Genomic DNA, 25,310 nt, shown 5'->3' with positions numbered 1-25,310 from the left:
TGCACCTGCATTGCCCTGTTCATCGACACCCGTAGTCAACACGGGGGCCGCCCGATTGATGCGGCCATGAACAAACAGCCTGAACCCCAAAATGGAACTCTGTACAATGCGCAAACTGGCACGTCGTGCCTTGGCTGGCCTTTCATGGGTCAACCTGGCGGTGATCTCCGGAATTGTTTCCTCACTGTTCTTTCCAGCTGCAACCCGGGCTGACCGCTTGTCCGAAATAAGGGCTGCGGGCACGATCACAGTCGCAACCGAAATGCATTATGCCCCCTTTGACATGTTGGTTGACGGCCAGTACCAAGGCCTGTGCAAAGATCTTTTCGACGAAGTGGCCAAGGATCTTGGCGTTTCGGTACGCTATGTCGACCTCCCCTGGTCCAGCATTCTGCCCGGTCTGGATGCCGGAAAATTCGATTTTGTGAATGCCCCGGTCACAATAACGCCAGAGCGTGCGAAGCGTTATGCCTTCACCCTACCTGTAGGGGATGCAACTGTGGCTCTTCTGAAACAGGCAGGCAATGAAGCCATAAGGACACCCAACGATATTGTCGGCCTGACAGTCGGCGCCCAGAAAGGATCTGCCGAACTGACACAGCTGAAAGCCTTGGGCACCAGCTTGGGTGGCGTCAGGATCCGGGAATATGTCAATATTGATGAAGCCTTGGCTGATCTTGGAACAGGCCGCATTCAGGCTGTTGCCAATGCCCTCCCGCTACAGGCTTATGCCGCCAGACAACGACCCGATCGCTTCGAAATGGTTCTGCCCCCCTTTGGCAAACCTGGGCACTTCGCATGGCTGGGACGCCAGGACGCTGATTCAGAAAGCCTGATTGAGGCGGTCAATGCCGCGCTGCTGCGCATGCACGAAGATGGACGCCTGGATGCCATTAACACGCGCTGGCTGGGAACGGCTCCCCGGCTGCCCCGTGTCATGCCCCAGTCCTAGCGGCATAGACAGATCTGCGATGGATACCGCTCTTCAGGTTATAGGCCGGAACATACCTTTTCTCCTCGATGCAGCTGGATACACGGCCACAGTATCAGGGGTGGGCATGATCATAGGCCTGGTGCTTGGCACGGTCCTCTGCATTGCCAAGGTTTCCGGCACCACCACCTTGCAACGCACCGCTGGTCTTTATATCAGCCTGTTCCGGGGCATCCCTCTTCTGGTCCAGATTCTGGCCTTGTTCTATCTTCTGCCCCATATTGGCATAGATCTTCCGGCATTGGCCTGCGCCATCCTGAGCGTCGGGCTGTGTGCCGCCGCCTATAATGCCGAGATTCTGCGCAGTGCCGTCCAGTCCATACCGCATGGCCAAGTTGAAGCAGCCTATGCAACGGGCATGACACGCATCACCCTCTGGCGACGCATCCTGTTGCCACAGGCTGTTCGCATCGGGTTGCCATCCCTGGTGAATGAGCTGGTTCTCCTGATCAAGGCATCATCCCTGGCATCGGTTATCGGCATCGCGGAGCTGACGCGCACAGCACAGAACATTGCCGGCCAAACATACCGCCACTTCGAGATCTATGTAACGGCAGGTGCCCTGTACCTGCTTCTCAGCCTGATCATTGCAACAGCCGGACGCCTAGCAGAAAAGCGATTGCTGGCCCCATACACCGGAAGAGGCTCCCGTGGACGCTGAACTGTTCCTTGCTTACGCCCCGGCTTTGGCATCTGGTCTTGGCGTCACGGCCCTGTGCTGGGTAACGGGATCAACCGGTGCCCTGCTCCTGGGCCTGGCCGTTGCCTGTTCCGTTCAATGGGGAGGCGTCATGACCAGACGTCTCCTTGCCAGCCTGACGGAAACAATCCGCGGCATCCCACTGCTGATCCAGCTGTTCCTGCTATACTACGGCCTGCCTGAACTCGGACTTGTTCTGGAGCCTCTGGAGGCTGGCGTGCTTGGCTTTGCCCTCTACGGCTCACCGTACTACGCCGAAGTCTTCCGTGCCGGGTTCCAGTCTGTACCCCGCGGACATATTGAAGCCGGCCGCTGCATCGCACTTTCCGAGGCAACAATCCTGCGGCGGATTATCCTGCCACACATGCTGGTCTCGATTACTGCCCCGCTGACCAACGTCACCATTATCCTGATCAAGGAAACGGCTGTTCTTTCTGTCATCACGGTGCCGGAACTCCTGTATGAAACCCAGAGCATGGCATCCGAGACCTTTCACTATGCAGAACCATTCCTGGCCTTGGCCTTGTGCTATTGGGGGCTGGTGGAATTAACAGCCTGGCTGGGTCGGTGCCTCGAGAAACGTATGACCCGGCACATGGTCCGACCAGGAGCAACAACACGCGCATAGCACTTCCGGCGCTGTGATTGCAGATTTGTACCAAGATCCTTATCCCCTCTCACAAGCACATTACGCCTTGGGCAGTAAGGTAAAAAACTGACCGCCTCGTGCCGAAACAGCCGATAAAATCTGGTTGCACTGCCATGGATAAATTTCAAAAAACCTTCAATTTCAGGTGACGCTCTCTTTCCACCAGCATTCTCACCGTCGTGCTCAAACATCTTATGGCACGTTCACACCTTTGCTCCGGTCGCACACACCCTCCTGAAGATCTTGGCGCCGATGACCGGATTTCCAATACATCAACAGCTCCCTCATTCCTGGATGTCTTGTCAGAATGCGCCGGCCAACCTGATGCGATCAGCACGGATCCAGCATCCTGAAAATGAACCCGGAAGCACCTATGACACATCGTCAACACGCTGGCCGGATTTCCATGAATTCATGCCACCAAGAGCATCCATACAGTGATCTGCAAAATTGGCGGCGGCCCCATCGGTTAACCCTGATACCAAGATCATCCAAAGACAAAATCCAGTGCAGCTACAGCCGCACACAGGGATACAGGTAAAGGCCACTCTCAATGGCATAGAGATGATTCCGGATTGCTCTCTCTGCAAAAAATCGAACCACATGGAAAATATATCAACCCTTGATGACGATCATGCTTCCATAAATAGAAGATTGAGATACAATCCTCTTGGCACGTTTTGGTAATTGCGTGCCCAGCCTGCTTTCTATTGTGTTACCGGCACCACTGCCAAAACCGTTTTAGTCCTGCTGTCCCGGAATGTCATGACCCTGACGCGTGAATCCTTCCTGCAACGCCCCCGATGCCCGAAGTTCTCCTTCGCGGCAGGCTTTGCTGTCAGGGTCCGGGATTTATAAAGCGTTCTTCCTGACGATTTGACCCCAACATTGAACCTCCGTCTGAAGGCTTGGAAAAGCGGCCAGACCGGGGCTGGGCGCATGTCTGAAAAGGTTGATCCACATGACCACACAAAATATCCAGATTGATAAAATCGCTTCTGTCACAAAAAATCTCGGACTAAGACATCAAGAGGAACTGACAAACCAACTTTCCTGCTGCATGGGTACAGTGCTGGCAGCCGAAGTTCTGGAAGACAAAAAGCTCTACAACACGCTTGAACTGCCCTCTGGCCGCATGTCCCTTTTGAAGAAAGGAGACATTATTGCCTGCGCACTGGGGCAACGCATGGCCCTCAAGGGATTTGCCGGCCACCTGCCTGCTTCGCTCAAGGTCAATGATACCATTCACCTGCTCAACGCAGGCGGTGTAGCCGGGATCTGCACATCAGCCAATGTACAGGAAGTAGGCGAGCCCCTGAGAATCCGGGTTCTGGGCGGTATCATGCGACACAACGCGCTGCTCAACATATCCGACGGAACCGTGTTTACCCCCCTTGATATCATGAAATCGGATACGCCCCTGATCATCACCACCGGCACATCTATGGACAGTGGAAAAACAACGGTCGCAGCGGAAATCATCAAAACCCTTACCCGTATCGGCATGAATCTGGCAGGAACAAAGGTAACCGGAGTGGGGTTACAACGTGATACCTACAAAATGCAGGACCATGGCGTAAAAAAGACGGTATCGTTCGTCGATTGCGGCATAACATCCACTGCCAATCTGGACGATACAACAGTCATCCGCATTGCCAAGGGTGCCATCGAACATCTAAGCCTCGGCAAACCCGATGCCATTGTTGTGGAATTCGGCGATGGTCTTCTGGGGCGTTATGGTGTGGCAGCAATCCTGAAAGACGCACAGATTCAGACGAACATCCGCTTGCATATCGGCTGTGCCCGTGATCCTGCCGGGGCCATTATGCTGGCGCGTGAATGTGCCGCCATGGGTGTCCCCCTTGATATCATCAGCGGCCCGGTAACAGACAACCAGGTCGGTCAGGATCTGGTCCGTGAACATCTACCCGGCATTCTGACCTACAACGCCTTTCATCCCCACAATGACTGGCTTGACCTTGTCATCAACCGCTGGTCAACAGCAGCCTAAAAACCAGCCATGACAGCTTGGGATTTCCGGTTATGAGCATCACAAAAATCAGGGCTTCCATTGTTGGTATTACCGGCTATACCGGCGTGGAGCTTTTGCGGATCTTGCTGGCACACCCCAATGTCAGGATTGCCCAGCTTGCCGCACGCGTGGAACAAGAGACCCGTATTGGTGAGATCTTCCCTCACCTTGCCCATCTGCCCCACATCATCACGCCTTGCCCAACCGATATACTGATTGCAGACAGCGACGTGGTCTTCATCTGCCTGCCACACAAGGCAGCGCAGGACATCGTGGCCGAACTGCACAGAAAGGTAAAAGTCATCGATCTTTCAGCCGATTACCGCCTGGATGATGCGGAACAGTACGAGAAATACTATGGCCCGCACAGGCATGCCCATCTGCTGAAAGAAGTCGTCTATGGCGCCCCCGAGATCAGCGGACACACGACAATAGCCGGTGCATCCACCGTATCCAACCCAGGCTGCTTCGCTCTCCTGATGCAGCTTATGCTTCTGCCGTTCAAGGGACACATTGCACACGCAAACCTTTTTGCCATAACCGGATCCAGTGGTGCCGGGAAAACAGCGTCAGATACAACACATCACCCTGTCCGCAGTCATAACCTGAAGTCCTACAGCATCAACACACACCGCCATATTGCGGAAATCGCCCGCGGGGCAGGCATAACGGAAGCACAGATGAACTTCGTGCCAAGCTCCGGCCCCTTTGTACGCGGTATTTTCGCACAAGGCTTCGTGACGCTGAACAGCCGATCTACAACCCCTGCCTCCCTCCTGCCAAACAAAGAAAAGCCAGGCCCCTATGCCAAAACATCGTTTGTCCGCCTGCAAGAGACGGTAGAGGCCGCACATGTTGTGGGATCAAACTACTGTGACCTCAGCTATCAGTTTGGCAACAATGGACAGATTCTGATTCAGGGTGCGCTGGACAACGTCGTGAAGGGCGCTGGTGGAAACGCTGTGCAGAACATGAACATCATGTTCGGACTGAGTGAAACAACGGGGCTGGATACGCTTACGCCCATGTACCCGTAGCCACGACACACCAGCCGCACAGGACATCAGGCAACGGCATGAAAAGGATGACAACGGTGACAACACTCAAGACAGAGACCGGGGACACGACAACAGACAGGGCATCTGGCGCCGGGGCCGGGACCGATCTGCTTCCCGATGTGTCAGACATCCGGAAATCAAATAAAACGAGGATGCCCCAGTTTTGTATCAATGCCTTCTACGAACGTAAATTCCGCGACACCCTGTTCGTTATAAAAGCCGGCGGCAAGGTCATAGAAAATGATACTGCACGGCAGAACCTTCTGGAAAATATACGGGACCTGACCCTGCATGGCGTCAGGGTTCTGCTGGTTTACGGTGGCGGCGCCGCCATGGATGCAGAGGCAGAAGAACGCGGCATCACCATAAACAAGCACCAAGGACGCCGCATCACAACGCCGGATGACCTGAAAATCATGATCGATGTTCTGGGGGGACGCCTCTCGCTTGCAGTCTATCAGGCAATGGCACGGGCCAGTCTGGAAGGCATAAGCCTGAATGCGGTGCCGCCAGACTGGATGAATGTGGAACTCCGCCCAAAGGTACCGGTTGATTTTGGTCTGGTGGGCGATATCAACACTGTATCTGCCCGTCCGCTGCAACGCCTGTTCAAGGTGACACGCTTTGTCGCCTGCCCCTGCCTGGCCATGACAGAAGATCATCACCTTGTGAATATCAATGCCGACACAGTTGCCACAGCACTGGCGATTGGGACACAGGCGCAGAAACTGATCTTCCTCTCTGATGTTGACGGCGTGCAGGTTCAGGGAGAAACCGCGCTGATGATTATGGCAGAGGATATTCCGGGGCTGATTGCCAACGGCACCGCAACCGGTGGCATGAAAGTCAAGCTGGAGAACTGCCTGAAAGCCCTGCATGGCGGGGTTCGCCGCATTCACCTGATTTCCGGACTGCGAAGAGACGCCCTGAAAAAGGAAATCTACGAACCTGTCAGCCCCGGCACCATGCTGATCAGGGAATCCGAACGCATGCATTACCTGAATGAAATCGAGGCCCAAGCGGCCTTGGGTGGAGAGCTGGCAGGGTAATAATGGCAGACACAACACACGATATCATTGATCGCACCTTTGATCTCCTGGTCAGAACCTATGAACCCCAGCCCGTGGTGATGGATTACGGATGTGGCATCTATGTCCATGATACCGAGGGAAAGAGGTATATCGACTGTGCTGCCGGCATAGCGGTCGCCTCCCTTGGGCATGCGCATCCCGCTGTACTCAACGCCTTGCAAACGCAAGGTAAGCGGCTGATGGCTGTCCAGAATTCCTACGCAACACCGGAAAGGCTAAAAGCCGCAGAATTGATCGTCACAACATCCTGCATTGATCGCGTATACTTCTGCAATTCCGGGACCGAAAGTGTGGAAGCGGCCCTGAAATGCGCCCGCAAATGGGCCAGCGAAACCAAGGGCACCGCCTGCAACGAAATCATCACATTCCGGAATTCGTTCCACGGACGAACCTATGGCGCTGCAAGCGTAACAGAGAAATGCCACGCCCAACCGTTCTTTGGCCCCTATCTCCCCAGCATCAAATGGGCCACGTTCAATAATCTTGAGAGTGTAACTGCCCTGATATCGGACAGGACAGCCGCGATCCTTGTCGAACCCGTGCAGGGCGAAGGGGGGCTGACAGTGGCGGAGCCGGCATTCCTGCACGGACTGCGAATGCTGTGTAATGCGCATGACATCTGTCTGATCTTTGACGAGGTGCAGTCCGGCTTCGGAAGGCTTGGCTTTCTGCATGCACATCAAGCCTTTTCCGATGAGAATGGCGCTATACCCGAACCGGATATCATCACCTGGGCCAAGGGCATGGGCGGGGGCTTCCCTGTCGGGGCCATGGGAGCAAGGGAACGGTTCGGACAAGCCCTTGTTCCCGGCACACATGGTTCCACTTATGGCGGAAATCCTCTCGCATGCGCGGTGGCCCATGCCGTCATTTCGGAAATACAAAAACCCGGCTTCCTGGAACAGGTCAGGAATGTTGGAGAAATTCTGCAGAACGGCCTGCGCAGGCTGCAAAGAAAAAGCGCCCTGATTAGCGATGTTCGGGGAAAAGGGCTGATGCTCGGATTGGAAACATCCATGGATGTGAAGACCTTGATCCATGCCCTGCAATCCAACGGACTGATGACCACCCAAGCCGGAAAGAACACGGTACGCATAACACCACCACTGATCATGACCAACGACCAGGCACAGGATGTTCTGGAGATCATTGAGAAAACACTGGGGGACCTTCAATGACGCCAAACACACCACGGCACTTCATAAACCTGCCAGAGATTCCGCCCGGCACACTGCGCGGTCTTATCCGGCATGCACGCCAGCTGAAAGCTCTCAAACACCAGCCGCCACAAATGTTTTCTGGCCTTTCTCTTGCCATGTTGTTTGACAAGCGATCAACACGCACACGTGTGTCCTTTGAAGTGGCGATGAAACAGCTGGGGGGCCACAGCGTCGTGATGAGCAAGGAGGAATCCCAGATAGGCGGCGCCGAGAGCATTGAAAGCACCGCCAAGGTCCTGTCCCGGTTTGTTGATGCCATCATGGTGCGCATGAGCAACCACAGCGCACTGGAAGAGCTGGCCCACCATGCCACCATCCCGGTGATCAACGGCATGACGGATCGCTCACATCCCTGCCAGATTATCGCCTCTCTGATGACGATCGAAGAACACCTGGGCAGCATCAACGGGCGTAAACTGGCCTGGTTCGGGGATTACAACAACGTTGCCAGAACATATGTACTGGCAGCGCCCTTGTTCGGATATGAGATGGTTGTCAGCGGGCCGGAAGAGGTTATGCCTCCTTCACCCGACTTTCCTTATGAGCCGGACCCGAAGAAGGCCGCCCATCATGCCGATGTCCTGATCACCGATACGTGGGTATCCATGGGGCAGGAAGGCAAGGGCATTGAGCCGTTTTTGCCCTATCAGGTCAACAGCACCCTGATGTCACTGGCCCGGCCCCACGCTATTTTCACGCACTGCCTGCCGATCCACGAGTGGGAAGAAGTATCCGAAGAGGTCGCAAAATCATCAGCATCTGTCATATACGATGAAGCGGAAAATCGCCTGCACGCCCAAAAAGCTGTTCTGGCATGGTGCCTTAAAGACGCGGGGGTCAAGATACCCCGACCGGAACATAATAATATGGCGCACAACCCGTCATAACGGTACCAAACAGACAAAGTGTCCGCCTTCCGCCCTTCCGAAGACAGGATAGAAGGCGGAGCGACAGGGCTGGTATCGTGTGTGACATGATCGCATTCACAGCCCTGAAAAGATGCTTTTCTGTCACTGTCACGAATATTCAGGAACCAACTCATCCTGCCGGTCATACGCTGCGGTTATCTTTTCCTGATAATTGTTCACCCAGCGCCGCTTCTTGTTATCATATCGCCAGTAACGACTGCTTGTGATGCCGCATTCTGCCAAGAGCTCAAGCTTTCTCCTGCACGACTCCAGAAAATGACCATAAGGTGTATAGCGCTTGTAATAATTGTACTCTTCATCAAGACCGCAGGCTGATGCCCGTTCTTTCAGCCGTTCAAAACGCGCAACATAGCTGCACATTCTGTCGGCCATCTTCTGCTGATTACCCTTTCCAAGGATTTTAATAGCAGACTGATCAAGAGATCTCAGGCTCTGGATTGTCTTCTCAACATCCTCTTCTCCATACCCTGACAAATCGAAACGGCTGAAGGACGGATCTGCACATTCACGGATCATAAGCGCGTGCCGTTGCAATTGCCGATCAAGACTTGCCAGATGCCCCCTGAAGTCACTCCTTTCCATATTTCTGGGTTCCTCCTTGAAGATTTTGGTCTGCTCCTCGACCTCTCCGCGCTGCAACTCCATTTCCTTTTTTTGCAGACTCAAGGCCCTTTGCTGGAGAATGACGGCAACAAGCGCCCATATCAGAGCCAAGGGAGAGAAAAAGCCTGAAATGAATTCCCCCCGTTCATCCAGCGACATCCCACGCCACGTCTTTATACCCGGCCCCGGTGAATATAATTAATATGCAAACACAATCATGCACAGAAGCGAAAGCGCTGCAGCCAACCAGAATACTTTGGATCGAAAATCACTGTCCGTTTTATGGATCATTTTGCAATCCCCCCATATCGCATCAATCTATCCAATACATTGGATCATTCTGGCATTATTCCACCCTGGAAAACGCATAAGACACAATACATGATCTTTCCTCATAAGAAAGAATATCATGTCAAATCATGGTATTATTGTGATTGGGCAAGACATCGTGAGAAGGGGCTGCCCCCTACACCATAGGGTCGATACCTGGATTATATGGTCACATCAGCCGCACAGAGGGCATCTGCAAGCAGGCAACACCAGTTCCCATCCCACAGAAGTGTGGTCAAAGTGTGGGACAGTGCCGCTTCTCTTTTTGAAGGTGCTTATAAATCAATGCGTTGGAGAACGAAAATGGCGGAGAGGGTGGGATTCGAACCCACGGTACCCTTGCGGGTACAACGGTTTTCGAGACCGCCCCGTTCGACCGCTCCGGCACCTCTCCACCTTGATCTGCTACCTTGATTTATTGATAGCAGCTGCTCCGAAATTTCTGGTTTTTCTGCAAAAACCGCAGTCGTCGGAGGCGGCGGACCATATCGCGGGCAGCATCCTCTTGCAACCCCTGTTTTTATCAAGAATGACCTGAGAAGGCAGCGGCAAGACCTCAAAAACTCATAACAAGAGCCCGAATCGCAGTAGAATAAGGGATCCCAGCCCCCGGAAAGACAAGTACCCGCACCTGAAGAAGCCCAAAATACGCAATCCAAAACCCGACGACTCCCACCTTCCAAGCCATAATTACGGAGATATTTCAGGACCTGGCAGAAAAGTCAGGGCAAACCGGGGGGTTTTTCAGCCTCCCCCATTGACAGTTGGGGTCGCGTGCGTATTATTGCGCCCTCTTTCAGCGGGTTGCCTGATGGTTTCCCGCCCCATGATTATAAAAAAAGGTTGCAGCACCATGTTCGCAGTCATCAAGACCGGCGGCAAGCAGTACAAGGTCGCCAAGGATGACATCATCGCAGTTGAGAAAATCACTGCCGATACGGGTTCATCCGTGAAGTTTGACCAGGTCCTGCTGGTCGGCGACAAGGTCGGCGCCCCCGTGGTGGACGGTGCCTCCGTCACCGCCGAGGTGCTGGAACAGTTCCGCGACGAGAAGGTGATCGTTTTCAAGAAAAAACGTCGCCAGAACTATCGCCGCAAGAATGGTCACCGCCAAGCTCTGACCTTGGTGAAGATCACCGGCATCAGCGGCTGAGAACGCTGGTTCGGTCAGATAAGGGAGCAGAGAAATGGCTCATAAAAAGGCAGGCGGCTCTTCGCGTAACGGTCGCGACACAGAGGGCAAACGCCTTGGCGTGAAGAAGTTCGGTGGCGAAGCTGTCGTTCCGGGCAATATCATCATCCGTCAGCGCGGCACAAAGTGGCACCCGGGTCAGGGTGTGGGCTTGGGTCGTGACTACACCATATTTGCCACTGTAGAAGGCAATGTGCAGTTTCGTCAGGGCTTCAAGCGTCGGACCTACGTCTCTGTCGTTCCAGCTGCGCAGGCTGCGGAATAAAACAGGAAACGGGAGAGATCCCTTTTCATTATCGGATACAGTCCTTGACAGACTGTAACGACCGACAGGGGAATGGAGTGTCCATTCCCCTTTTTGGCGTCCAAGCCGGAAGCCTGCATTGCAGGGGGTCAGCCCTCTGAAGCTTTTGTGCTTTTCCCGGCAGACAGGACGTTACACAGCATGAAAGACGGGCAGAAAGCACATGAAGTTTCTGGACCAGGCCAAGATCTATATTAAATCCGGCGCCGGCGGAAACGGCTGTGTCAGTTTCCGCCGGGAAAAATTCATCGAATATGGCGGTCCCGACGGCGGTGATGGCGGTTGCGGGGGCGACGTCATCGTAGAGGCCGTCCAGAACCTGAATACCCTGATCGATTTCCGTTATCAGCAGCACTTCAAGGCTGAACGCGGAATCGGCGGGGCCGGGCGCAATATGACAGGTCGTGATGGGCACGACTGCGTCATCAAGGTTCCGGTCGGAACACAGGTCCTGGACGCTGACCAGAAAACCGTTCTTGCCGACATGACAACGCCGGGACAACGCACAGTGCTTCTGAGGGGCGGAAACGGTGGCTGGGGCAATGCACGATTCAAGTCATCAACAAACCAGGCGCCCCGCCATGCCAACCCGGGGGAGCCCGCCAAGGAAGCTGAAGTGTGGCTGCGCCTGAAACTGATTGCCGATGTCGGGCTGGTTGGCCTTCCCAATGCCGGCAAGTCTACGTTCCTGGCTGCGGTTACGCGGGCACGCCCCAAAATTGGGGACTATCCCTTTACAACCCTGCACCCCAACCTGGGCGTCGCCCAGATTGACGGGGATGAATACGTTATCGCCGATATCCCCGGCCTGATCGAGGGAGCCCACGAAGGGCATGGTCTGGGCGATCGCTTTCTGGGACACGTTGAACGAACAGCCGTTCTCCTGCATCTGGTTGATGGGACCCAGGATGATCCTGGCCAAGACTACCGTATCGTACGGACCGAACTGGAAGCCTATGGCGGGGGGTTGGCTGACAAGCGTGAAATCATCGTCCTGAACAAGATTGATGCCCTGTTCCCGGAACTGGTCGAAGAGCAGAAGAAACTGGTTGAAGCGGAAGCGGGTAAAAGTGTCTACACGATGTCAGGAGCCGCTGGACTCAATCTGCCGGATATCCTACGCCTGCTGAACCGTTTTGTTCAGGAAGACCGGGCCGAACATGGGAATATTCCACGCGCAGCCCTGGACACCGGTGTCCGTCGCTATGAAAGGGGACCCATGCCACCCCTGCCCGATCGTCAGGATGAGTTTGATGAGGACGAGGGAGACTGGTACACGCCTCTTGACGAGGATGGAGAATGGCGTCCATGACGACACGATGCGACCCTGATATACAACAACGGACCTTGCAGCAGGCACGGCGTATCGTTGTCAAAATCGGGTCGGCGCTTCTGGTTGATGCGCCCAGCGAAACCATCCGCGGGGACTGGCTGGCTTCAGTTGCGCAGGACATAAAGGCTCTGCGCGCACATGGGGCAGAGGTCATCGTGGTATCGTCCGGCGCCATTGCTGTCGGACGACACCACTTGGGTCTGACAGGAACACGGTTAAGACTGGCAGAAAAACAGGCGGCAGCGGCAACAGGGCAAATCCGCCTGGCCCATGCGTGGCAGGAAGCCATGGCTGAACACGGGATTACGGTTGCACAGATCCTGCTGACCTTGGGTGATTCCGAAGATCGCCGCCGCTATCTGAATGCACGCAATACACTGGATACCCTGCTCCGGCTTGGGGCATTACCGGTTGTCAATGAAAACGACACCGTTGCCACCCAGGAAATACGCTTCGGCGACAACGACCGCCTGGCAGCCCGGGTTGCAGAAATGGTGGCGGCGGATACACTGGTTCTTCTGTCCGACATTGATGGTCTCTATACAGCCGATCCTTCAACGGACCCCTCGGCCCGTCTAATTCCCGAGGTTCGGGAACTGACACCCGATATTACAGCAGCAGCCGGGGAATCACGTACCAGCGTCGGAACAGGTGGCATGGTCACAAAGCTGATGGCAGCCCGGATTGCCATGAATGCCGGTTGTGCCATGGTGATTGCCAGCGGCCATACCCTTCACCCGCTGGCAGCCATCAATCAGCCAGGTCAGCGAACTTGGTTCCTACCCTCAGGAACCGTACCACCGGCACGCAAGAAGTGGATTTCCGGTTCTATATCTCCCATGGGATGCCTTGTTGTTGACGCCGGGGCTGCACAGGCCCTGCAGAATGGTGGGTCTCTCTTGCCCGCAGGCGTTACACATGTTGACGGAGAGTTCTCCCGCGGTGATACGGTTCGCATCATGGGCCCGGACGGGTCTGTTCTGGGCCATGGCCTGTCCAACTATACAACAACAGAAGCGCAACAGATCATGGGTCGCCACAGCGCGGATATTGCCAATATTCTGGGCTGCCAGGGACGCAAAGAGCTGATACATCGTGATGACATGGTCATTGACCCGATACAGGGGGCACAAGGTGAACGCGACAGACAGTCTTTCCCTGGATGATATTGGACAAAAAGCGCGGCAGGCACAGTCCATTCTGGCAATAGCCCCGAGTACTGCCCGTAACCTGGCATTAACAGAGGCTGCACAGGCCTTGCGGAGTGATCAGAACCTTATTCTGGATGCCAATGTGCAAGACCGTTCGGCGGCACAGGCGGCAGGTATCACGCCATCCATGCTGGATCGCCTGAGTCTTGATGCTCATCGCATCGAGGCCATGGCCCGTAGCCTGGAAGATATTGCATCTCTGCCGGATCCTCTGGGGACTGTGCTGGCCAACTGGGAACGCCCGAATGGCCTGCGGATTTCCCGTGTTCGTGTTCCCCTGGGGGTCATCGGGGTTATTTACGAAAGCCGCCCCAATGTAACAGCCGACGCCGGTGGTCTCTGCCTGAAGTCCGGCAATGCTGTCATTCTAAGGGGGGGATCGGAGAGCTTCCATTCATCACAGGCCATCCTGGGGAGTCTGCATACCGGCCTCAAGAAAGCGGGCTTGCCGAAAGAATGCCTGCAGATGGTACAAACAACGGATCGCGCTGCCGTAGGGGCGCTACTGCGCATGGATCGCTATGTCGATGTTATCATTCCACGCGGTGGACGGTCCCTGATTGAACGTATCACGGCCGAAAGCAGGATTCCTGTTCTGAAGCACCTGGACGGGATCTGCCACACCTACCTTCATACAGCAGCTGATCCCGATATGGCCGTATCGGTGGTACTGAATGCCAAAATGCGCCGTACCGGCATCTGCGGAGCAACGGAAACGCTTCTGGTTGATCGCACGGTTGCTCCAGCGCTTCTGCCACGTGTGGCAGAAGCGCTGGCAGAACGCGGGTGCATGCTGAAGGGCGATCCTGAGGCCTGTACCCTTGTGCCCTCCATGCAGCCCGCCCATGATGACGACTGGGACACGGAATACTTGGATGCGATCCTGTCAATCCGGATTGTGAGGGGGCCAGATGAGGCCATCCAGCACATCCAACGTCATTCCAGCCACCATACAGACGCCATCATCACCGAAGACGCTAGTGTTGCTGAACGCTTTCTCAACACAGTTGATTCCGCCATCGTCATGTGGAATGCATCAACCCAGTTTGCAGATGGCGGAGAATTTGGCATGGGGGCCGAAATTGGCATAGCGACCGGAAAACTGCATGCCCGGGGGCCGGTTGGGACAGAGCAACTGACAACATTCAAGTACCACGTGCGCGGTAACGGACAGTGTCGGGCATAGACCTGACATTTCCCGGCCCGGTACCCAGCCGGGGCGACCATCGCCGGCGGAAGATCGGGCTTCTGGGGGGATCTTTCAATCCAGCCCACGACGGACACCGTCATATCAGCCTGGAAGCGATTCGCCGGCTGGGCCTTGATGAGGTCTGGTGGCTGGTCTCGCCGCAAAACCCGCTGAAACCAAGGGCAGGCATGCTCCCCCTTCCGATCCGGATCGAAAAGGCACGCCACATGGCACGCCACCCGAGAATCCGGGTCAGCGGCCTTGAGAGCCATTTGCCCTCCCGCTTTACAGCCGATACCCTGCGTGCCCTGAAAACCCGATTCCCGGCCGCCCAATTTGTCTGGTTGATGGGAGCGGACAATATGCTACAGATACCGCACTGGTATCGTTGGTCTACAATCTTTTCCCTGGTCCCCGTTGCGATTCTGGACCGGGGTGAATATGCTGGAAGAGCCTTGGTTGGCACAGCCGCCCAGCGCTTCCTGCGGTTCCGTGTTGCGGCATCGCAGGTGAGTGATCTGGCAGGCAAGACACCACCGGCATGGGCTTTCCTGCGGATACGGCTCCACCCGGCCTCATCAACGGCAATACGGAGCCAGAGAAGGGAGCCTGAGGAACGGACCTGAAGGGCCGGACCCGGATATCAGAGACAAGACGGCTATGCCAGAGGAGAGAACCATTCATACGACCCCTGCACCACAGTCCCACAAAGATGGTCTTCCGGGCCTGATCGGCGACTGCCTCGACGCCAACAAGGCTGAGCACATCACGGTTATCGATATTCGCGACAAGACGTCAGCGGCCGACACCATGATCATTGCATCCGGACGTTCCCCACGTCATGTATCAGCCTTGGCGGGCCATGTTGTCGATATGCTCAGGGAACACGGCATCCGGGCAGCAACCGAAGGACGCGAAACCTGCGACTGGGTCCTGATCGATGCCGGTGATATCTTGGTCCATCTGTTCCGTCCCGAAGTCAGGGCATTCTATAATCTGGAAAGAATGTGGGGCGGCGGCAATGCACCTGTACCGGAAAACATGGTGCACAGAAGTGGCGGGAACTGGGAAGTAACGGCGTGACAACAGGCATCTCGCAGCCGGGAGCGCAATAATGCCTTTTGTGATCGCAGCGGTGGGTCGGTCCCGCCCGGGGCCGGAACGGGCGCTGTATGAACACTACCTGTCACGCCTGCGCGAACCTGTACTTTTAAGAGAAGTCGAAGAGAAGAAACCCCTCCCGGTGCCAGACCGCATGGCCCGGGAGGGGAAGCTCCTCTTGTCCTGCGTCCCAACGGGATCAAAAGTCGTTGTTCTGGACGAACGTGGGCGCATGCAGAGCAGCAGGGACTTTGCCTCTGCATTGGAACGGTGGCTGGGTGAAGGGACCTCGACCATTTCCTTCCTCATCGGAGGCGCTGATGGGCACGATCCTGCTGTCAGGGACCGCGCAGACCTTCTACTGGGATTCGGCAGCATGACATGGCCCCACATGCTGGTACGCGGTATGCTGGCCGAACAGCTGTACCGGGCCAAATGTATCATGGATGGCCACCCCTATCACCGGGACTGACCTCCCCTATTTCTCCTCGCGATGGTCGCAAACACGGGGCCGTTCCGCATTGTTACGCAGGACAGAGGAAATCTCATCCCGGCTGATGCGTCCATCGTGATCAAGGTCAAAAGCCTCGATTCCATCGTCATAGGACATAAACTCATCCAACGCGATCAGGCCATCTTGGTTCAGGTCTATAGCCCGATACATCCAGACATGGTGCTTCTCACGCGCGATCTCATTCTTGGGATGGACCCACAGATGATCCAGGCTGCTACGATATCCCTGCATCCACTCAGCCCGGTCAAGAAACCCGCTCTGATCTCCATCAAGCTGATGAAATCTTGAGTTACGCACCGCCGATCGCTCATCGCGCGTAATCACCCCGTCACGATTCTGGTCAAAGACTTGCAGGATAGCCTCCGTCCGGTCCTCATATGGAGAGGACAGCACCTGGGAAGAAAGTAATGAAAAGCAAGATACAAATGATCCAATAAAAAAGGCCAGATTCCGTACCCTCATCATGGAAGCTCCTTATACATGGATTAACCACATGAAATAGAACGTTGTCATACAAATATGATGTCCGTATAATGGAATAATATTCGTAGACACTCCGTTATGCATAAATTATATTTCATGTGGCCATGTACAAGACATCGAAAATAATAGCGTCAGCCATATGCGCTGTTCTCTTGGCTGCGCCTCCTGTTCACTCACGGTCCTATAGCCACGAGCAAGCCCGGAATGCTCTGGAGGCTGGAGAAATTGCCTCTCTCCGTGATGTTGTGACAACGTGCGAAGCTGATTTTTCCGGCCGTATCGTACAGGCCGATCTTTCAAGGGATTTTAAGGGGTGGGTATACAATCTTAAAATGCTGACCCCAAATGGAAGCATCTTGAAGGTGCGCTACGATGCCCTTACCAAAGAACTGGTCAGCGCGCGCGGTCACGATCTTGTCCGCTGGTATCGGGGGGAACCTGCTGCACTTGCAGAAGTGGCATCTCCCGGATCCATGCGATCACGCGTGAGAGAGGAGCCGCCCTCACCCCCCACAGCAATGGGGCATATACCACGTACGTTGCCATGGTATCATAACCTGCTGCAATGGCTGGAACCCGACATAGACGAACCACCACCACCGTCTTCACTGGAACCAGACCTGCCTCTTCCACCAGAGGACAGGACAAACCGGTAGCACCGCATCAAAGAACGCCACAATATCCAGAAAGAGCTCGTTTATGCGTCTTCTTGTTATCGAAGATGAACCAGCATTGCAATCTCAGCTGTTCCAGACCCTGCGGAGCTATGGCTATGCCGTGGATGTATCTGCGGACGGAGAAGATGGCCACTTTCTGGGTGAAAGCATACCCTTTGATGCCATCGTCCTAGACTTGGGACTACCCGGTATTGACGGACTGAGCATCCTGAAAAAATGGCGCGAATCAGGAATCAATACACCTGTGCTGATTCTGACCGCCCGCTCCAGCTGGCAGGAAAAGGTTGATGGCATTGACGCCGGGGCCGACGACTATCTCGCAAAGCCGTTTCGCATGGAAGAGCTCTTGGCCCGTATCCGCGCATTGATCCGTCGCTCCAACGGCCATTCCTCCAATGAGCTGGTCTGTCAGCCTGTTCAACTGGACACCCGAACCGGTCGCGTTATGGTCCGTGACAAGCTTGTCCCCCTGACAAGCCACGAATATCGGGTTTTAAGTTACCTGATGCATCATCAGGGCCGAATCATTTCGCGTAGCGAATTGACGGAGCATCTTTATGCGCAGGACTTTGACCGTGACTCCAACACAATAGAAGTGTTCATCGGGCGACTGAGGCGCAAACTGGGTTGCGACATCATCCAGACTGTCCGCGGCCTTGGCTACCAAGCCTTGCCAGAAAATACAATCCAGAGAACAGGATCCTGACCTCTGTGACCAAAACACCTGCACAGAATCGAAACCCATCATTACGGGTACGTCTTCTCGTCGGAGCCGCACTCTGGGTCAGCATGGCCTTGGCCATTGCAGGCTTCGGCCTGCAAGCCCTGTTCGAGAATTTTGTGCAGGGCCAGATGGTCAGCCGCCTGTCTGTCATCCTTGACCATATTGCTGCCAACATCGATATCGGTGCCGACGGTCAGATTACCCTGCTGTCCCGACCGGCAAACCCGCTGTTTCAACGCCCTCTTTCCGGCCTTTACTGGCAAGTGGAATACGGAAACAAGGTCATTTTGCGATCCCGTTCACTCTGGGATGAGCAAATGGAGCTTCCCTACGCAGCAAGTCCCCTCGATGGATCAATACAGGTCGAGTATGCCGGTGGACTAGGACAATCCAAGATCCTGGCCGTCACGCGGTTTATTACCCTGCCGGAAACACATCGCCTGTTTCGCATTGTTGCAGGAACAGATGAACGCAGCCTGGAGCGGCTCTTTACCAGATTCTGCCGCATTATCACGATTGCCCTTGGTCTTCTTGCCATTGGAATTACAGCTGCCGTCTGGGGACAGATAACATTCGGTCTGGCACCCTTCAGGCACCTACGGCAATCCTTGGCCGATATCCGCAGCGGAAAAAACAATACTCTGGAAGGCCGCTGGCCGATTGAAGTTGTGCCCTTGGTCGAAGATCTTAATGCACTTCTCCTTCACCATGACAAAATGGTAAAAAACGCACGGACACACGCCGGCAATCTGGCCCATGCCCTGAAGACACCCTTGGCCGTCATCATGAATGAATCGGATCAACTGGACAAACGGGGACAGCATCAGGCTGCACGTCTTCTGAAGCAACAAACAGAAACCATGCAACGCCATATTGAGCACCATCTGGCACGGGCACGGGCCCAAACATCCACAAAGACACGGGGCCTGCGTACGGCGCCAGAACCATCTATTGAGCGTCTGTGCCGGACCATGCGTCACCTTCACAAGACAGACATCAAGGTTAACCTTGACGAACACTGCCCCTCTTTTTGCGGCAACCAGGAAACACTGGAGGAAATCATTGGCAACCTTCTTGACAATGCCTGCAAGTGGTCAAGGGGCCAAGTCGTTGTACAGGCGGGATCAAACGTTGACGGTGAGTTATGGATAAGCGTGGATGATGATGGACCCGGCATACCGGACTCACATATCGACGCAGCCCTGCACCGGGGGCATCGCCTTGATGAAAGCAAACCAGGCAGTGGTCTTGGGTTATCGATTGCAGACGACCTTGCCCGAACAGCGGGAGGATCGCTGCACCTTGGGCGCTCCGCAATCCTTGGGGGCCTTATGGCACATGTAACCCTCCCCGCATCAAATACGACGTGTCGGCAACAGACTGAACGGGTCTACAGCGCTGCTGAACCGGTAGAGGCCGCCTCTTCTCTCTCCGGAATCAGATAACTGGACGGGCTGTACTTGTTACTGGCACCGGAAGCAGCATCAATCACCACACCAGTACCACCACCAAGAATAATGTTGCCGAATGTCATGGCTGCAACATCAGACTCTACCGTAATCTCAGCCGTACAATATCCCTCTTTCTCGCAACACACCAAGATATCGAGCTTTGTTTTCTCAACCTTCACAGCCCATGGCGTTGTCACCTGCACGATGATACGATTTCACTGGGTGAAAAGAACGGCCTGTGGGGGTATTCCTTCAATGATGGATGAACAGATTGAAGTCATCATGACAGGCACAGACGCAACAACAAAACACCTCACACCCCCCAATAAGGCCCCAAGAACGCATTGAGCAAGATAACCAATAGAAATAACAACTTGCTGATATTCTATTTGAAATTAATACAGGCAGGGCTTGGTTGATTCTTCCCGAGCCGCTATGATGGCACGGCCAGCGCCACGCCCTTGCAAACCCGGGAGAGTTTCTGACGTGAGTTCACATACCCAAGACACAACCGTTGCCGACGGGCTTTCCGCGACAGCCTCGTCCCTGCGTGCTGCCCTGAACTACGTATCGGCGCGCGATGAGTTGACCTGCCCGGACAGCGTGATCAACAACGCCCGCAACGACGAACCTGTTTTTGTGCTGCGTGCCCGCGACATGGTTTCAACGACGACGATAGAGTGGTGGATCTGGTGTGCACGCAATCGTGGGGTGCCTGCAGACAAGCTGGAACGTGCCGAACGCCAGCGCCGGGCAGCTGACCTCTGGATTGAAAAAAGACTACCCGTACAATCCGCATCAGATGGACGGGTCTGTGTGCGCACCGCACGCTCCGAACGGGAAGATCATGCATCGGTCCTGAACTCGGCTCACCCTGATGAGCCCGTGTTTGTGATCGTTGCCTCGGATGCCGTTGCTGCAGAAGTTGTTGAGTTCTGGGCCTTTATGGCTGAACGCCACGGCGCTCCCGCCAGAAAGATTGAAGGGGCCATGGAAGTGGCAAAAGCCATGGCACGCTGGGCTGAAAAAAGGGTTGTTGGCTTCACCCCCAGGCGTATATCCTCCTCGGCGTCAGTTCAGGAGATACCAAGACCACGCCACAGAACCAGCATGCAGCTCGTCTGTATGGAATGCGGCCACAGGGAAACCGTGGGGACTCCGCCTTATGACGAGGAAATGCTGACAACTGTCCGCGAAATGTGCGAGGGGGCCTGTCCATCCTGTGGGGCCGAACCCAAGCAGGACAGCGTCGGTCGCACGACACGCGTTCTAACCACCGAAATGGCTGAAACACCCTGAAACGTGTTGTTTCGTCCTTTCTCCGCTCAACCCCGCTGTAAGGATACCTGCGGGCATGTTGCATTTGTTTCGCTCTCTTGCCAATCTTTTGGGTGGTCTGGCCTTGCTGGCCACTGCCTACGGTTTTCTTGGCACCCTGCTGTCCGTCCGGCTGTCGATGGAAGGCTACTCCGAGACCGTCTCCGGTAATGTTCTCGCCTGCTTTTATGTCGGGCTGATTGCGGGATCCTTCCTGGCCAAAGGCTTTATCGCGTCGATCGGACATATCCGCTACCTGTATGTCATGATTATCGGGTTCGCCTTGGCGGCACTGGCCCACAGCCTTGTTGTAGACCCCATTGTATGGGGAGCGCTGCGTATTGTGTCGGGCTTCTGCATGGCGGGATCCTTCGTCGCGCTTGAAAGCTGGTTGAATGCCAAAGCCAACAACCAACAACGGGGAACCTTCCTAGCTATCTATATGCTGACCGCCTATCTGTCTGTTGGCGGCGGACAGAAGCTGATCACAGTGGCCGACATCGGCGATGATATCCTGTTCTTCCTGGCAGGGGGCATTGCAACGCTGGCCCTTGTGCCGGTCATGCTGACCCGAAAAGCAGAACGCCCCGCACGTCCGGAACCCGAGAAGATCGGTCTCTCCGCTCTTATGTCCACACCGCGCCTTGGCATGATTGGCGCTACCGTATCGGGGATCCTGCTCGGGTCCTTTTACAGCATGATGCCCCGCTATGGGGTCGAAGTTGGTCTGGACGCAGAGGGCGTATCAACCCTGATGCTGTGCGGCTTCTTTGGTGCCATGGTTTTCCAGATACCTGTCGGTAAATTGTCGGATCGCATCAACAGGCGCCACGTCATCTTGGCTGTCAGCCTGCTTCTGACTGGTCTTTCCATTGTTCTGACAGCCATAACCGCCACCAGTCCGGACTCCTCCACCTTCTCCGGCTTGACATTCCTGTCGGTGGTGTTCGTGTTCAGTGGCATGCTGTTCGTGGCATTTCCGCTTTCGATATCCTATTCGAATGACCGGGCAGCCCCAAGCAAGCTGGCCGCAACGGCCGGTGCCATGAATCTCTTCAATGCCATTGGCTGCATGGCTGGCACGCTGTTGGTGGCAAAGGCCATGGAGATAACAGGTCCCTTGGGCTTCTTCATCTTCATCGCAGCATGTGGCGTCTTCATGTCTGTTGTTTGCCTTGTGCAGAAAGATGATTGCCACAGGGCAGCAGAAGATGGGGATACAATGGCAGCCGAGCCAATTGCCCTTCACCGCACCGTTCCGTCCGGGCTGCGAGAAGCTGGACAAAGACGGCGCAATGTCGGGTGACATAGCCCGTCATCTGTCGGGCCATGCTCCAAGGACATGGCAAAGGATGGTTTCGGGTCGTCGACTGAACCTCGTCGACCCGTCACCTCTGGATGTGGAAATAACCGATATTGCCCTTGGCCTATCCCGCAACAGCCGCTGGAACGGGCAGACCATTGGGCCACATGCATGGTCTGTTGCACAGCACAGCGTCTTTGTCGTGGACATTATGAAACGGTTCAGGCCACGCCCGGAACCAAGCCTTTTGCTTGCCGGACTTCTCCATGACGCACCGGAATATGTCACGCATGACCTGGTTACCCCCCTGAAAGCCGTTGTAGGGGATGTCTTCCGCGAGGTTGAGGACCGACTGATGTGTGCAATCCACGTACGATTTGGCTTGCCGCCCCGCCTTTCCAGCCCGGACAAGACCCGGATCAAGAAAGCAGACCTGATAGCGGCAGCAACCGAAGCCGTTCAACTTGCAGGGTTCTCTTTGCACGAGATTCGCCCTGTCCTGTCGATCAAGGCCAAACCAGCAGCATGGGCCCGTCTATTGCCTCTCCCGGCGACAGAGGCAGCCCGTCTCTTCCTGGACACATTTTCCGAACTTCACAAGGCCTTATAGGCCTCCTGAGCGCCCCTGGTTCCTATGGACCGGGTGTACACCGTCAGGATACCAGGGTTATCTGTATGCATTGCAATACCTGCGCTGTGCACAGCACAACGCCGCCGTTGCTTGTGCGCAAGTTCCAGACGGATGTCTCTGGAGAAGGACGCCCCCGATGTCGCTCTCGCTGCTGCTTTTCATGGATACAGCTGCAATACATGGCAGCCCCGGCCTCGCCGCCTTTGGGGTTCTCTTTCTTGCCATCTGCACGATGATGTCCTTCCACCTTCTGGCAACACGATCAGAACAAACTGGAATACGGCGCAAGATTGACACGCTGGGGCCCGTTGTCCTGTTCAGCTTTGGGGTACTGGGTGGCTACACAACAACCTTCTTGGCCTTGCCAACAGCGCTGGAGCCAGGCTTTCATCCCCTCATTCTATCGCTGGGGCTTGTTATCGGGGTCCTCGCCGCCTATGCCGGCATGAGCCTCATCGACACAACAGAAGCCAACCTGCCACGCAGTGCGCTAGCTGGCGGAACCGTTGCCTTGGGGCTGTGGGCAACATTCTACTGTATCCTGGAGTCAATGCTGATCATACCGGATCTGGAATATGACCCCGTCCTGTCTGTCAGCGCATTGTGCATCACAGCTTTGATCTGTAGCGCCGCTTTTGTAACCTTCCCCCGAACGCACGGCCCGGAAAAGACAGTCCTGATTGCAGGGCTTCTGATGATCGGTGGCATTGTAACCCTGTATGCCATGGCATTACCGTCTGTTACCGTGCTGCCCCGGTCACGGTCGCTTGTATACATCCACAAGCTTGATCGTGAAACCATGGGCATCCTGATCGCCATTACGGCATCCGTAATCGGTATTGCCCTGTACAGCATATGTGTACTGCTGCGATGGCTGACCCATAGCAGTGCCCCCCACTCTTCTCCAGAACAATCCGGACAGAAGACCGAAGAAGAACAGCAGCCAACGTCTTTAGGAGGACGGGCTTCCTTTGAAAGCCGACTGGAACGGGCTATTACACGTGCGCACCGCTCAGGACGCCAGACAGCCGTTCTCCTTCTCAGAATTGATGGCCCGGCCTTACCGGAGAGCGGTAAAAACCAGACACTGCGGCCATGCCTTCCGGATATTCTGGCAGCTAACTTGACCTTGTGCCTGCGAACCCGTGACTCCTTGTCCGATTTCGGTAACAACCGTTTTGGTATCTTGGCCGAAGACTTGGTCGATGCTGCCGAAGCCGGAGCCTTGGCGGGACGTGTCCTTGACTGCCTGAATGACGCCGCAACCGCAAACAGTAATGACTGCGGTATGACCGGGGCGATCGGTATTGCCGTATGTCCCGATGACGGCAGCACGGCACAGGAGCTATTAAGCCGGGCTGAAACAGCCATGCTGTCCATTACAGAAACCGGGGCACAAAGCTATGCGTTCTTTACCCCGGAAATGAATGCTGGCAACCCGGATATGCTGTCGCTCCCCCATCTGCTGCGCCTTGCCGTGCGCCATCGCCAGTTCAGGCTTCTGCTTCAACCTAAATACCGTTCTGAAGATAACAGCATCGTGGGGGCCGAGGCTCTTCTGCGCTGGAATCACCCCAGCCGTGGCATGCTGGCACCCGTCCATTTTATAGGCTTGGCAGAACACCTTGGCATCATGCCCGAGATTGACAGCTGGGTCGCCCGTGAAGCCTGCCGAATCCTCAAGCGCTGGCAATCCATGGGCGCTCCTTTTGATACGCTGGATCTTTCCATTAATGCCAGACCGCACCTCTTCAATGAAGAAACATACGCGGCAATGCTGGAAAAGACCCTGAAGGAAACAGACATCAACCCTGCACGGCTGTTAATCGAGATAGCGGCCATGCACAGGGAAGACAATACACAGTCCCCCGAAGAAACTGCCGCCGCCCTCCGCTCTCTTGGCGTTGGGGTTGCCCTTGAACATTTCGGGACGGGGTGGTCGTCTTTGGCTTATCTGTGCACAGTCGCTGCGCGTGAGGTCAAGGTGGACCGGGCCTTGCTGCAAAACTTGAGCCCGGGATCAAATGCAGAAAAGGTCATGCAGTCGATCCTGTCCCTGATTCACACCCTCAACATGAAGGCGGTTGTCGAGGGCGTGGAAACACTGGGCATGGCAGAACACCTCCGCAGCTTGGGCGTTAACGCGCTTCAGGGCTACGCATTCGGACAACCGTGCCCACCGAATGTTTTTGAGACAACCGTGTTCGAAACAGCACGGCGTCTAAAGCAAGGAAAACCATCAGAGGACAACACGTCCTCATCCGGCCCACGGTAACA

At 55.3% G+C, this 25,310-nt stretch carries 27 protein-coding genes and 1 tRNA gene; 24 read left to right on the top strand and 4 right to left on the bottom strand.

The window, feature by feature from the left end; all coding sequences use genetic code 11:
* Positions 1–106 precede the first annotated feature (106 nt).
* From HEQ61_RS03750 to argF, 9 genes are all read left to right on the top strand, one after another.
* Positions 107–952, top strand: coding sequence for a transporter substrate-binding domain-containing protein (locus tag HEQ61_RS03750; RefSeq protein WP_168019437.1), 846 nt, complete (start codon positions 107–109; stop codon positions 950–952).
* Positions 953–971: 19 nt separating this feature from the next.
* Complete coding sequence (locus HEQ61_RS03745) at positions 972–1,652, top strand: amino acid ABC transporter permease (RefSeq protein ID WP_168019438.1); 681 nt, start codon at positions 972–974, stop codon at positions 1,650–1,652.
* The gene (locus HEQ61_RS03740; RefSeq protein ID WP_168019439.1) at positions 1,642–2,319 is read left to right on the top strand and encodes an amino acid ABC transporter permease; all 678 of its coding nucleotides are present in this window, start codon (positions 1,642–1,644) and stop codon (positions 2,317–2,319) included. The genes HEQ61_RS03745 and HEQ61_RS03740 overlap by 11 nt, the downstream gene beginning before the upstream one ends.
* A gap of 200 nt (positions 2,320–2,519) precedes the next feature.
* The gene (locus HEQ61_RS03735) at positions 2,520–2,693 is read left to right on the top strand and encodes a hypothetical protein (protein WP_168019440.1); all 174 of its coding nucleotides are present in this window, start codon (positions 2,520–2,522) and stop codon (positions 2,691–2,693) included.
* 608 nt (positions 2,694–3,301) lie between these two features.
* A complete protein-coding gene (locus HEQ61_RS03730; protein WP_168019441.1) occupies positions 3,302–4,351 on the top strand; it encodes a hypothetical protein in 1,050 nt (349 codons plus the stop codon).
* Positions 4,352–4,383: 32 nt separating this feature from the next.
* Positions 4,384–5,409 carry an N-acetyl-gamma-glutamyl-phosphate reductase gene (argC, locus tag HEQ61_RS03725; protein ID WP_168019442.1) on the top strand — a complete coding sequence of 342 codons (1,026 nt, stop codon included), beginning with the start codon at positions 4,384–4,386 and terminating at the stop codon, positions 5,407–5,409.
* Positions 5,410–5,447: 38 nt separating this feature from the next.
* A complete protein-coding gene (locus HEQ61_RS03720; protein WP_168019443.1) occupies positions 5,448–6,479 on the top strand; it encodes an acetylglutamate kinase in 1,032 nt (343 codons plus the stop codon).
* A gap of 2 nt (positions 6,480–6,481) precedes the next feature.
* Positions 6,482–7,699 (top strand): aspartate aminotransferase family protein, encoded by a 1,218-nt coding sequence (locus tag HEQ61_RS03715; RefSeq protein WP_167805198.1) that lies wholly within the window; start codon positions 6,482–6,484, stop codon positions 7,697–7,699.
* Positions 7,696–8,628 (top strand): ornithine carbamoyltransferase, encoded by a 933-nt coding sequence (gene argF, locus HEQ61_RS03710; protein WP_168019444.1) that lies wholly within the window; start codon positions 7,696–7,698, stop codon positions 8,626–8,628. The genes HEQ61_RS03715 and argF overlap by 4 nt, the downstream gene beginning before the upstream one ends.
* A 129-nt stretch (positions 8,629–8,757) precedes the next feature.
* On the opposite strand, the gene HEQ61_RS03705 is transcribed toward argF, so the two are convergent.
* Together HEQ61_RS03705 and HEQ61_RS03700 are read right to left on the bottom strand one after the other, a co-directional pair.
* Positions 8,758–9,432 (bottom strand): hypothetical protein, encoded by a 675-nt coding sequence (locus HEQ61_RS03705; protein ID WP_168019445.1) that lies wholly within the window; start codon positions 9,430–9,432, stop codon positions 8,758–8,760.
* Between the two features lie 475 nt (positions 9,433–9,907).
* Positions 9,908–9,997: transfer RNA gene (locus HEQ61_RS03700), tRNA-Ser, on the bottom strand.
* A 459-nt stretch (positions 9,998–10,456) separates the two neighbouring features.
* Here HEQ61_RS03700 and rplU point away from each other — a divergent pair.
* The 8 genes from rplU to rlmH all read left to right on the top strand — a co-directional run bounded on the left by rplU (position 10,457) and on the right by rlmH (position 16,405).
* On the top strand, positions 10,457–10,756 hold the full coding sequence (rplU, locus tag HEQ61_RS03695) for a 50S ribosomal protein L21 (protein WP_168019446.1): 300 nt from the start codon (positions 10,457–10,459) through the stop codon (positions 10,754–10,756).
* 34 nt (positions 10,757–10,790) lie between these two features.
* Entirely contained in the window at positions 10,791–11,060 is a 270-nt protein-coding gene (gene rpmA, locus HEQ61_RS03690) for a 50S ribosomal protein L27 (protein WP_168019447.1), read from the top strand.
* A 202-nt stretch (positions 11,061–11,262) separates the two neighbouring features.
* On the top strand, positions 11,263–12,411 hold the full coding sequence (obgE, locus tag HEQ61_RS03685; protein ID WP_168019448.1) for a GTPase ObgE: 1,149 nt from the start codon (positions 11,263–11,265) through the stop codon (positions 12,409–12,411).
* Complete coding sequence (gene proB / locus HEQ61_RS03680; RefSeq protein WP_168019449.1) at positions 12,399–13,598, top strand: glutamate 5-kinase; 1,200 nt, start codon at positions 12,399–12,401, stop codon at positions 13,596–13,598. The genes obgE and proB overlap by 13 nt, the downstream gene beginning before the upstream one ends.
* The gene (locus HEQ61_RS03675; RefSeq protein WP_168019547.1) at positions 13,531–14,829 is read left to right on the top strand and encodes a glutamate-5-semialdehyde dehydrogenase; all 1,299 of its coding nucleotides are present in this window, start codon (positions 13,531–13,533) and stop codon (positions 14,827–14,829) included. The genes proB and HEQ61_RS03675 overlap by 68 nt, the downstream gene beginning before the upstream one ends.
* Positions 14,817–15,458, top strand: coding sequence for a nicotinate-nucleotide adenylyltransferase (locus HEQ61_RS03670; protein ID WP_322099178.1), 642 nt, complete (start codon positions 14,817–14,819; stop codon positions 15,456–15,458). The genes HEQ61_RS03675 and HEQ61_RS03670 overlap by 13 nt, the downstream gene beginning before the upstream one ends.
* Before the next feature lie 34 nt (positions 15,459–15,492).
* Positions 15,493–15,915 (top strand): ribosome silencing factor, encoded by a 423-nt coding sequence (rsfS, locus tag HEQ61_RS03665; RefSeq protein ID WP_168019450.1) that lies wholly within the window; start codon positions 15,493–15,495, stop codon positions 15,913–15,915.
* Positions 15,916–15,946: 31 nt separating this feature from the next.
* Complete coding sequence (gene rlmH, locus HEQ61_RS03660) at positions 15,947–16,405, top strand: 23S rRNA (pseudouridine(1915)-N(3))-methyltransferase RlmH (protein WP_168019451.1); 459 nt, start codon at positions 15,947–15,949, stop codon at positions 16,403–16,405.
* A gap of 6 nt (positions 16,406–16,411) precedes the next feature.
* Here rlmH and HEQ61_RS03655 read toward each other — a convergent pair whose 3' ends face one another.
* Positions 16,412–16,912, bottom strand: coding sequence for an EF-hand domain-containing protein (locus tag HEQ61_RS03655; protein WP_168019452.1), 501 nt, complete (start codon positions 16,910–16,912; stop codon positions 16,412–16,414).
* 122 nt (positions 16,913–17,034) lie between these two features.
* On the opposite strand from HEQ61_RS03655, the gene HEQ61_RS03650 reads away from it, so the two are divergent.
* Genes HEQ61_RS03650 through HEQ61_RS11480 form a run of 3 tightly spaced genes read left to right on the top strand, consistent with a single transcriptional unit; the run spans position 17,035 to position 19,776 of the window.
* On the top strand, positions 17,035–17,586 hold the full coding sequence (locus HEQ61_RS03650; protein ID WP_168019453.1) for a PepSY domain-containing protein: 552 nt from the start codon (positions 17,035–17,037) through the stop codon (positions 17,584–17,586).
* A 43-nt stretch (positions 17,587–17,629) separates the two neighbouring features.
* On the top strand, positions 17,630–18,313 hold the full coding sequence (locus HEQ61_RS03645) for a response regulator transcription factor (RefSeq protein WP_168019454.1): 684 nt from the start codon (positions 17,630–17,632) through the stop codon (positions 18,311–18,313).
* A gap of 5 nt (positions 18,314–18,318) precedes the next feature.
* Positions 18,319–19,776, top strand: a complete 1,458-nt coding sequence (locus HEQ61_RS11480) for a sensor histidine kinase (RefSeq protein WP_168019456.1) — start codon at positions 18,319–18,321, stop codon at positions 19,774–19,776.
* On the opposite strand, the gene HEQ61_RS03635 is transcribed toward HEQ61_RS11480, so the two are convergent.
* Positions 19,722–19,985: a hypothetical protein gene (locus HEQ61_RS03635; protein WP_168019458.1), complete on the bottom strand. Its 264-nt coding sequence runs from the start codon at positions 19,983–19,985 to the stop codon at positions 19,722–19,724. The two genes, HEQ61_RS11480 and HEQ61_RS03635, sit on opposite strands and share 55 nt — an antisense overlap.
* 283 nt (positions 19,986–20,268) lie before the next feature.
* On the opposite strand from HEQ61_RS03635, the gene HEQ61_RS03630 reads away from it, so the two are divergent.
* The 4 genes from HEQ61_RS03630 to HEQ61_RS03615 all read left to right on the top strand — a co-directional run bounded on the left by HEQ61_RS03630 (position 20,269) and on the right by HEQ61_RS03615 (position 25,308).
* Complete coding sequence (locus tag HEQ61_RS03630) at positions 20,269–21,081, top strand: hypothetical protein (protein ID WP_168019460.1); 813 nt, start codon at positions 20,269–20,271, stop codon at positions 21,079–21,081.
* A gap of 55 nt (positions 21,082–21,136) precedes the next feature.
* Positions 21,137–22,405 (top strand): MFS transporter, encoded by a 1,269-nt coding sequence (locus tag HEQ61_RS03625; protein WP_168019462.1) that lies wholly within the window; start codon positions 21,137–21,139, stop codon positions 22,403–22,405.
* A 46-nt stretch (positions 22,406–22,451) separates the two neighbouring features.
* Positions 22,452–23,012, top strand: a complete 561-nt coding sequence (locus HEQ61_RS03620; protein ID WP_245183112.1) for an HD family hydrolase — start codon at positions 22,452–22,454, stop codon at positions 23,010–23,012.
* Between the two features lie 157 nt (positions 23,013–23,169).
* Entirely contained in the window at positions 23,170–25,308 is a 2,139-nt protein-coding gene (locus HEQ61_RS03615; RefSeq protein WP_168019466.1) for an EAL domain-containing protein, read from the top strand.
* Positions 25,309–25,310: the final 2 nt, after the last annotated feature.

The organism is Haematospirillum sp. H4485 (assembly GCF_012102745.1).
Classification (GTDB): Bacteria; Pseudomonadota; Alphaproteobacteria; order Rhodospirillales; family Rhodospirillaceae; genus Haematospirillum.
The sequence above is the reverse complement of the archived record's forward strand: the minus strand, read 5'-3'. Positions and strand labels throughout refer to the sequence as shown.

Excerpts from the sequence above, each read along its gene's own strand:
- HEQ61_RS03750 (WP_168019437.1), top strand. The coding sequence starts at position 107 with ATGCGCAAACTGGCACGTCGTGCCTTGGCTGGCCTTTCATGGGTCAAC.
- HEQ61_RS03745 (WP_168019438.1), top strand. The coding sequence starts at position 972 with ATGGATACCGCTCTTCAGGTTATAGGCCGGAACATACCTTTTCTCCTC.
- HEQ61_RS03730 (WP_168019441.1), top strand. The coding sequence starts at position 3,302 with ATGACCACACAAAATATCCAGATTGATAAAATCGCTTCTGTCACAAAA.
- argC (WP_168019442.1), top strand. The coding sequence starts at position 4,384 with ATGAGCATCACAAAAATCAGGGCTTCCATTGTTGGTATTACCGGCTAT.
- HEQ61_RS03720 (WP_168019443.1), top strand. The coding sequence starts at position 5,448 with ATGAAAAGGATGACAACGGTGACAACACTCAAGACAGAGACCGGGGAC.
- HEQ61_RS03715 (WP_167805198.1), top strand. The coding sequence starts at position 6,482 with ATGGCAGACACAACACACGATATCATTGATCGCACCTTTGATCTCCTG.
- argF (WP_168019444.1), top strand. The coding sequence starts at position 7,696 with ATGACGCCAAACACACCACGGCACTTCATAAACCTGCCAGAGATTCCG.
- HEQ61_RS03705 (WP_168019445.1), bottom strand. The coding sequence starts at position 9,432 with ATGTCGCTGGATGAACGGGGGGAATTCATTTCAGGCTTTTTCTCTCCC.
- rplU (WP_168019446.1), top strand. The coding sequence starts at position 10,457 with ATGTTCGCAGTCATCAAGACCGGCGGCAAGCAGTACAAGGTCGCCAAG.
- rpmA (WP_168019447.1), top strand. The coding sequence starts at position 10,791 with ATGGCTCATAAAAAGGCAGGCGGCTCTTCGCGTAACGGTCGCGACACA.
- obgE (WP_168019448.1), top strand. The coding sequence starts at position 11,263 with ATGAAGTTTCTGGACCAGGCCAAGATCTATATTAAATCCGGCGCCGGC.
- proB (WP_168019449.1), top strand. The coding sequence starts at position 12,399 with ATGGCGTCCATGACGACACGATGCGACCCTGATATACAACAACGGACC.
- HEQ61_RS03675 (WP_168019547.1), top strand. The coding sequence starts at position 13,531 with ATGACATGGTCATTGACCCGATACAGGGGGCACAAGGTGAACGCGACA.
- rsfS (WP_168019450.1), top strand. The coding sequence starts at position 15,493 with ATGCCAGAGGAGAGAACCATTCATACGACCCCTGCACCACAGTCCCAC.
- rlmH (WP_168019451.1), top strand. The coding sequence starts at position 15,947 with ATGCCTTTTGTGATCGCAGCGGTGGGTCGGTCCCGCCCGGGGCCGGAA.
- HEQ61_RS03655 (WP_168019452.1), bottom strand. The coding sequence starts at position 16,912 with ATGATGAGGGTACGGAATCTGGCCTTTTTTATTGGATCATTTGTATCT.
- HEQ61_RS03650 (WP_168019453.1), top strand. The coding sequence starts at position 17,035 with ATGTACAAGACATCGAAAATAATAGCGTCAGCCATATGCGCTGTTCTC.
- HEQ61_RS03645 (WP_168019454.1), top strand. The coding sequence starts at position 17,630 with ATGCGTCTTCTTGTTATCGAAGATGAACCAGCATTGCAATCTCAGCTG.
- HEQ61_RS03625 (WP_168019462.1), top strand. The coding sequence starts at position 21,137 with ATGTTGCATTTGTTTCGCTCTCTTGCCAATCTTTTGGGTGGTCTGGCC.
- HEQ61_RS03620 (WP_245183112.1), top strand. The coding sequence starts at position 22,452 with ATGGTTTCGGGTCGTCGACTGAACCTCGTCGACCCGTCACCTCTGGAT.
- HEQ61_RS03615 (WP_168019466.1), top strand. The coding sequence starts at position 23,170 with ATGTCGCTCTCGCTGCTGCTTTTCATGGATACAGCTGCAATACATGGC.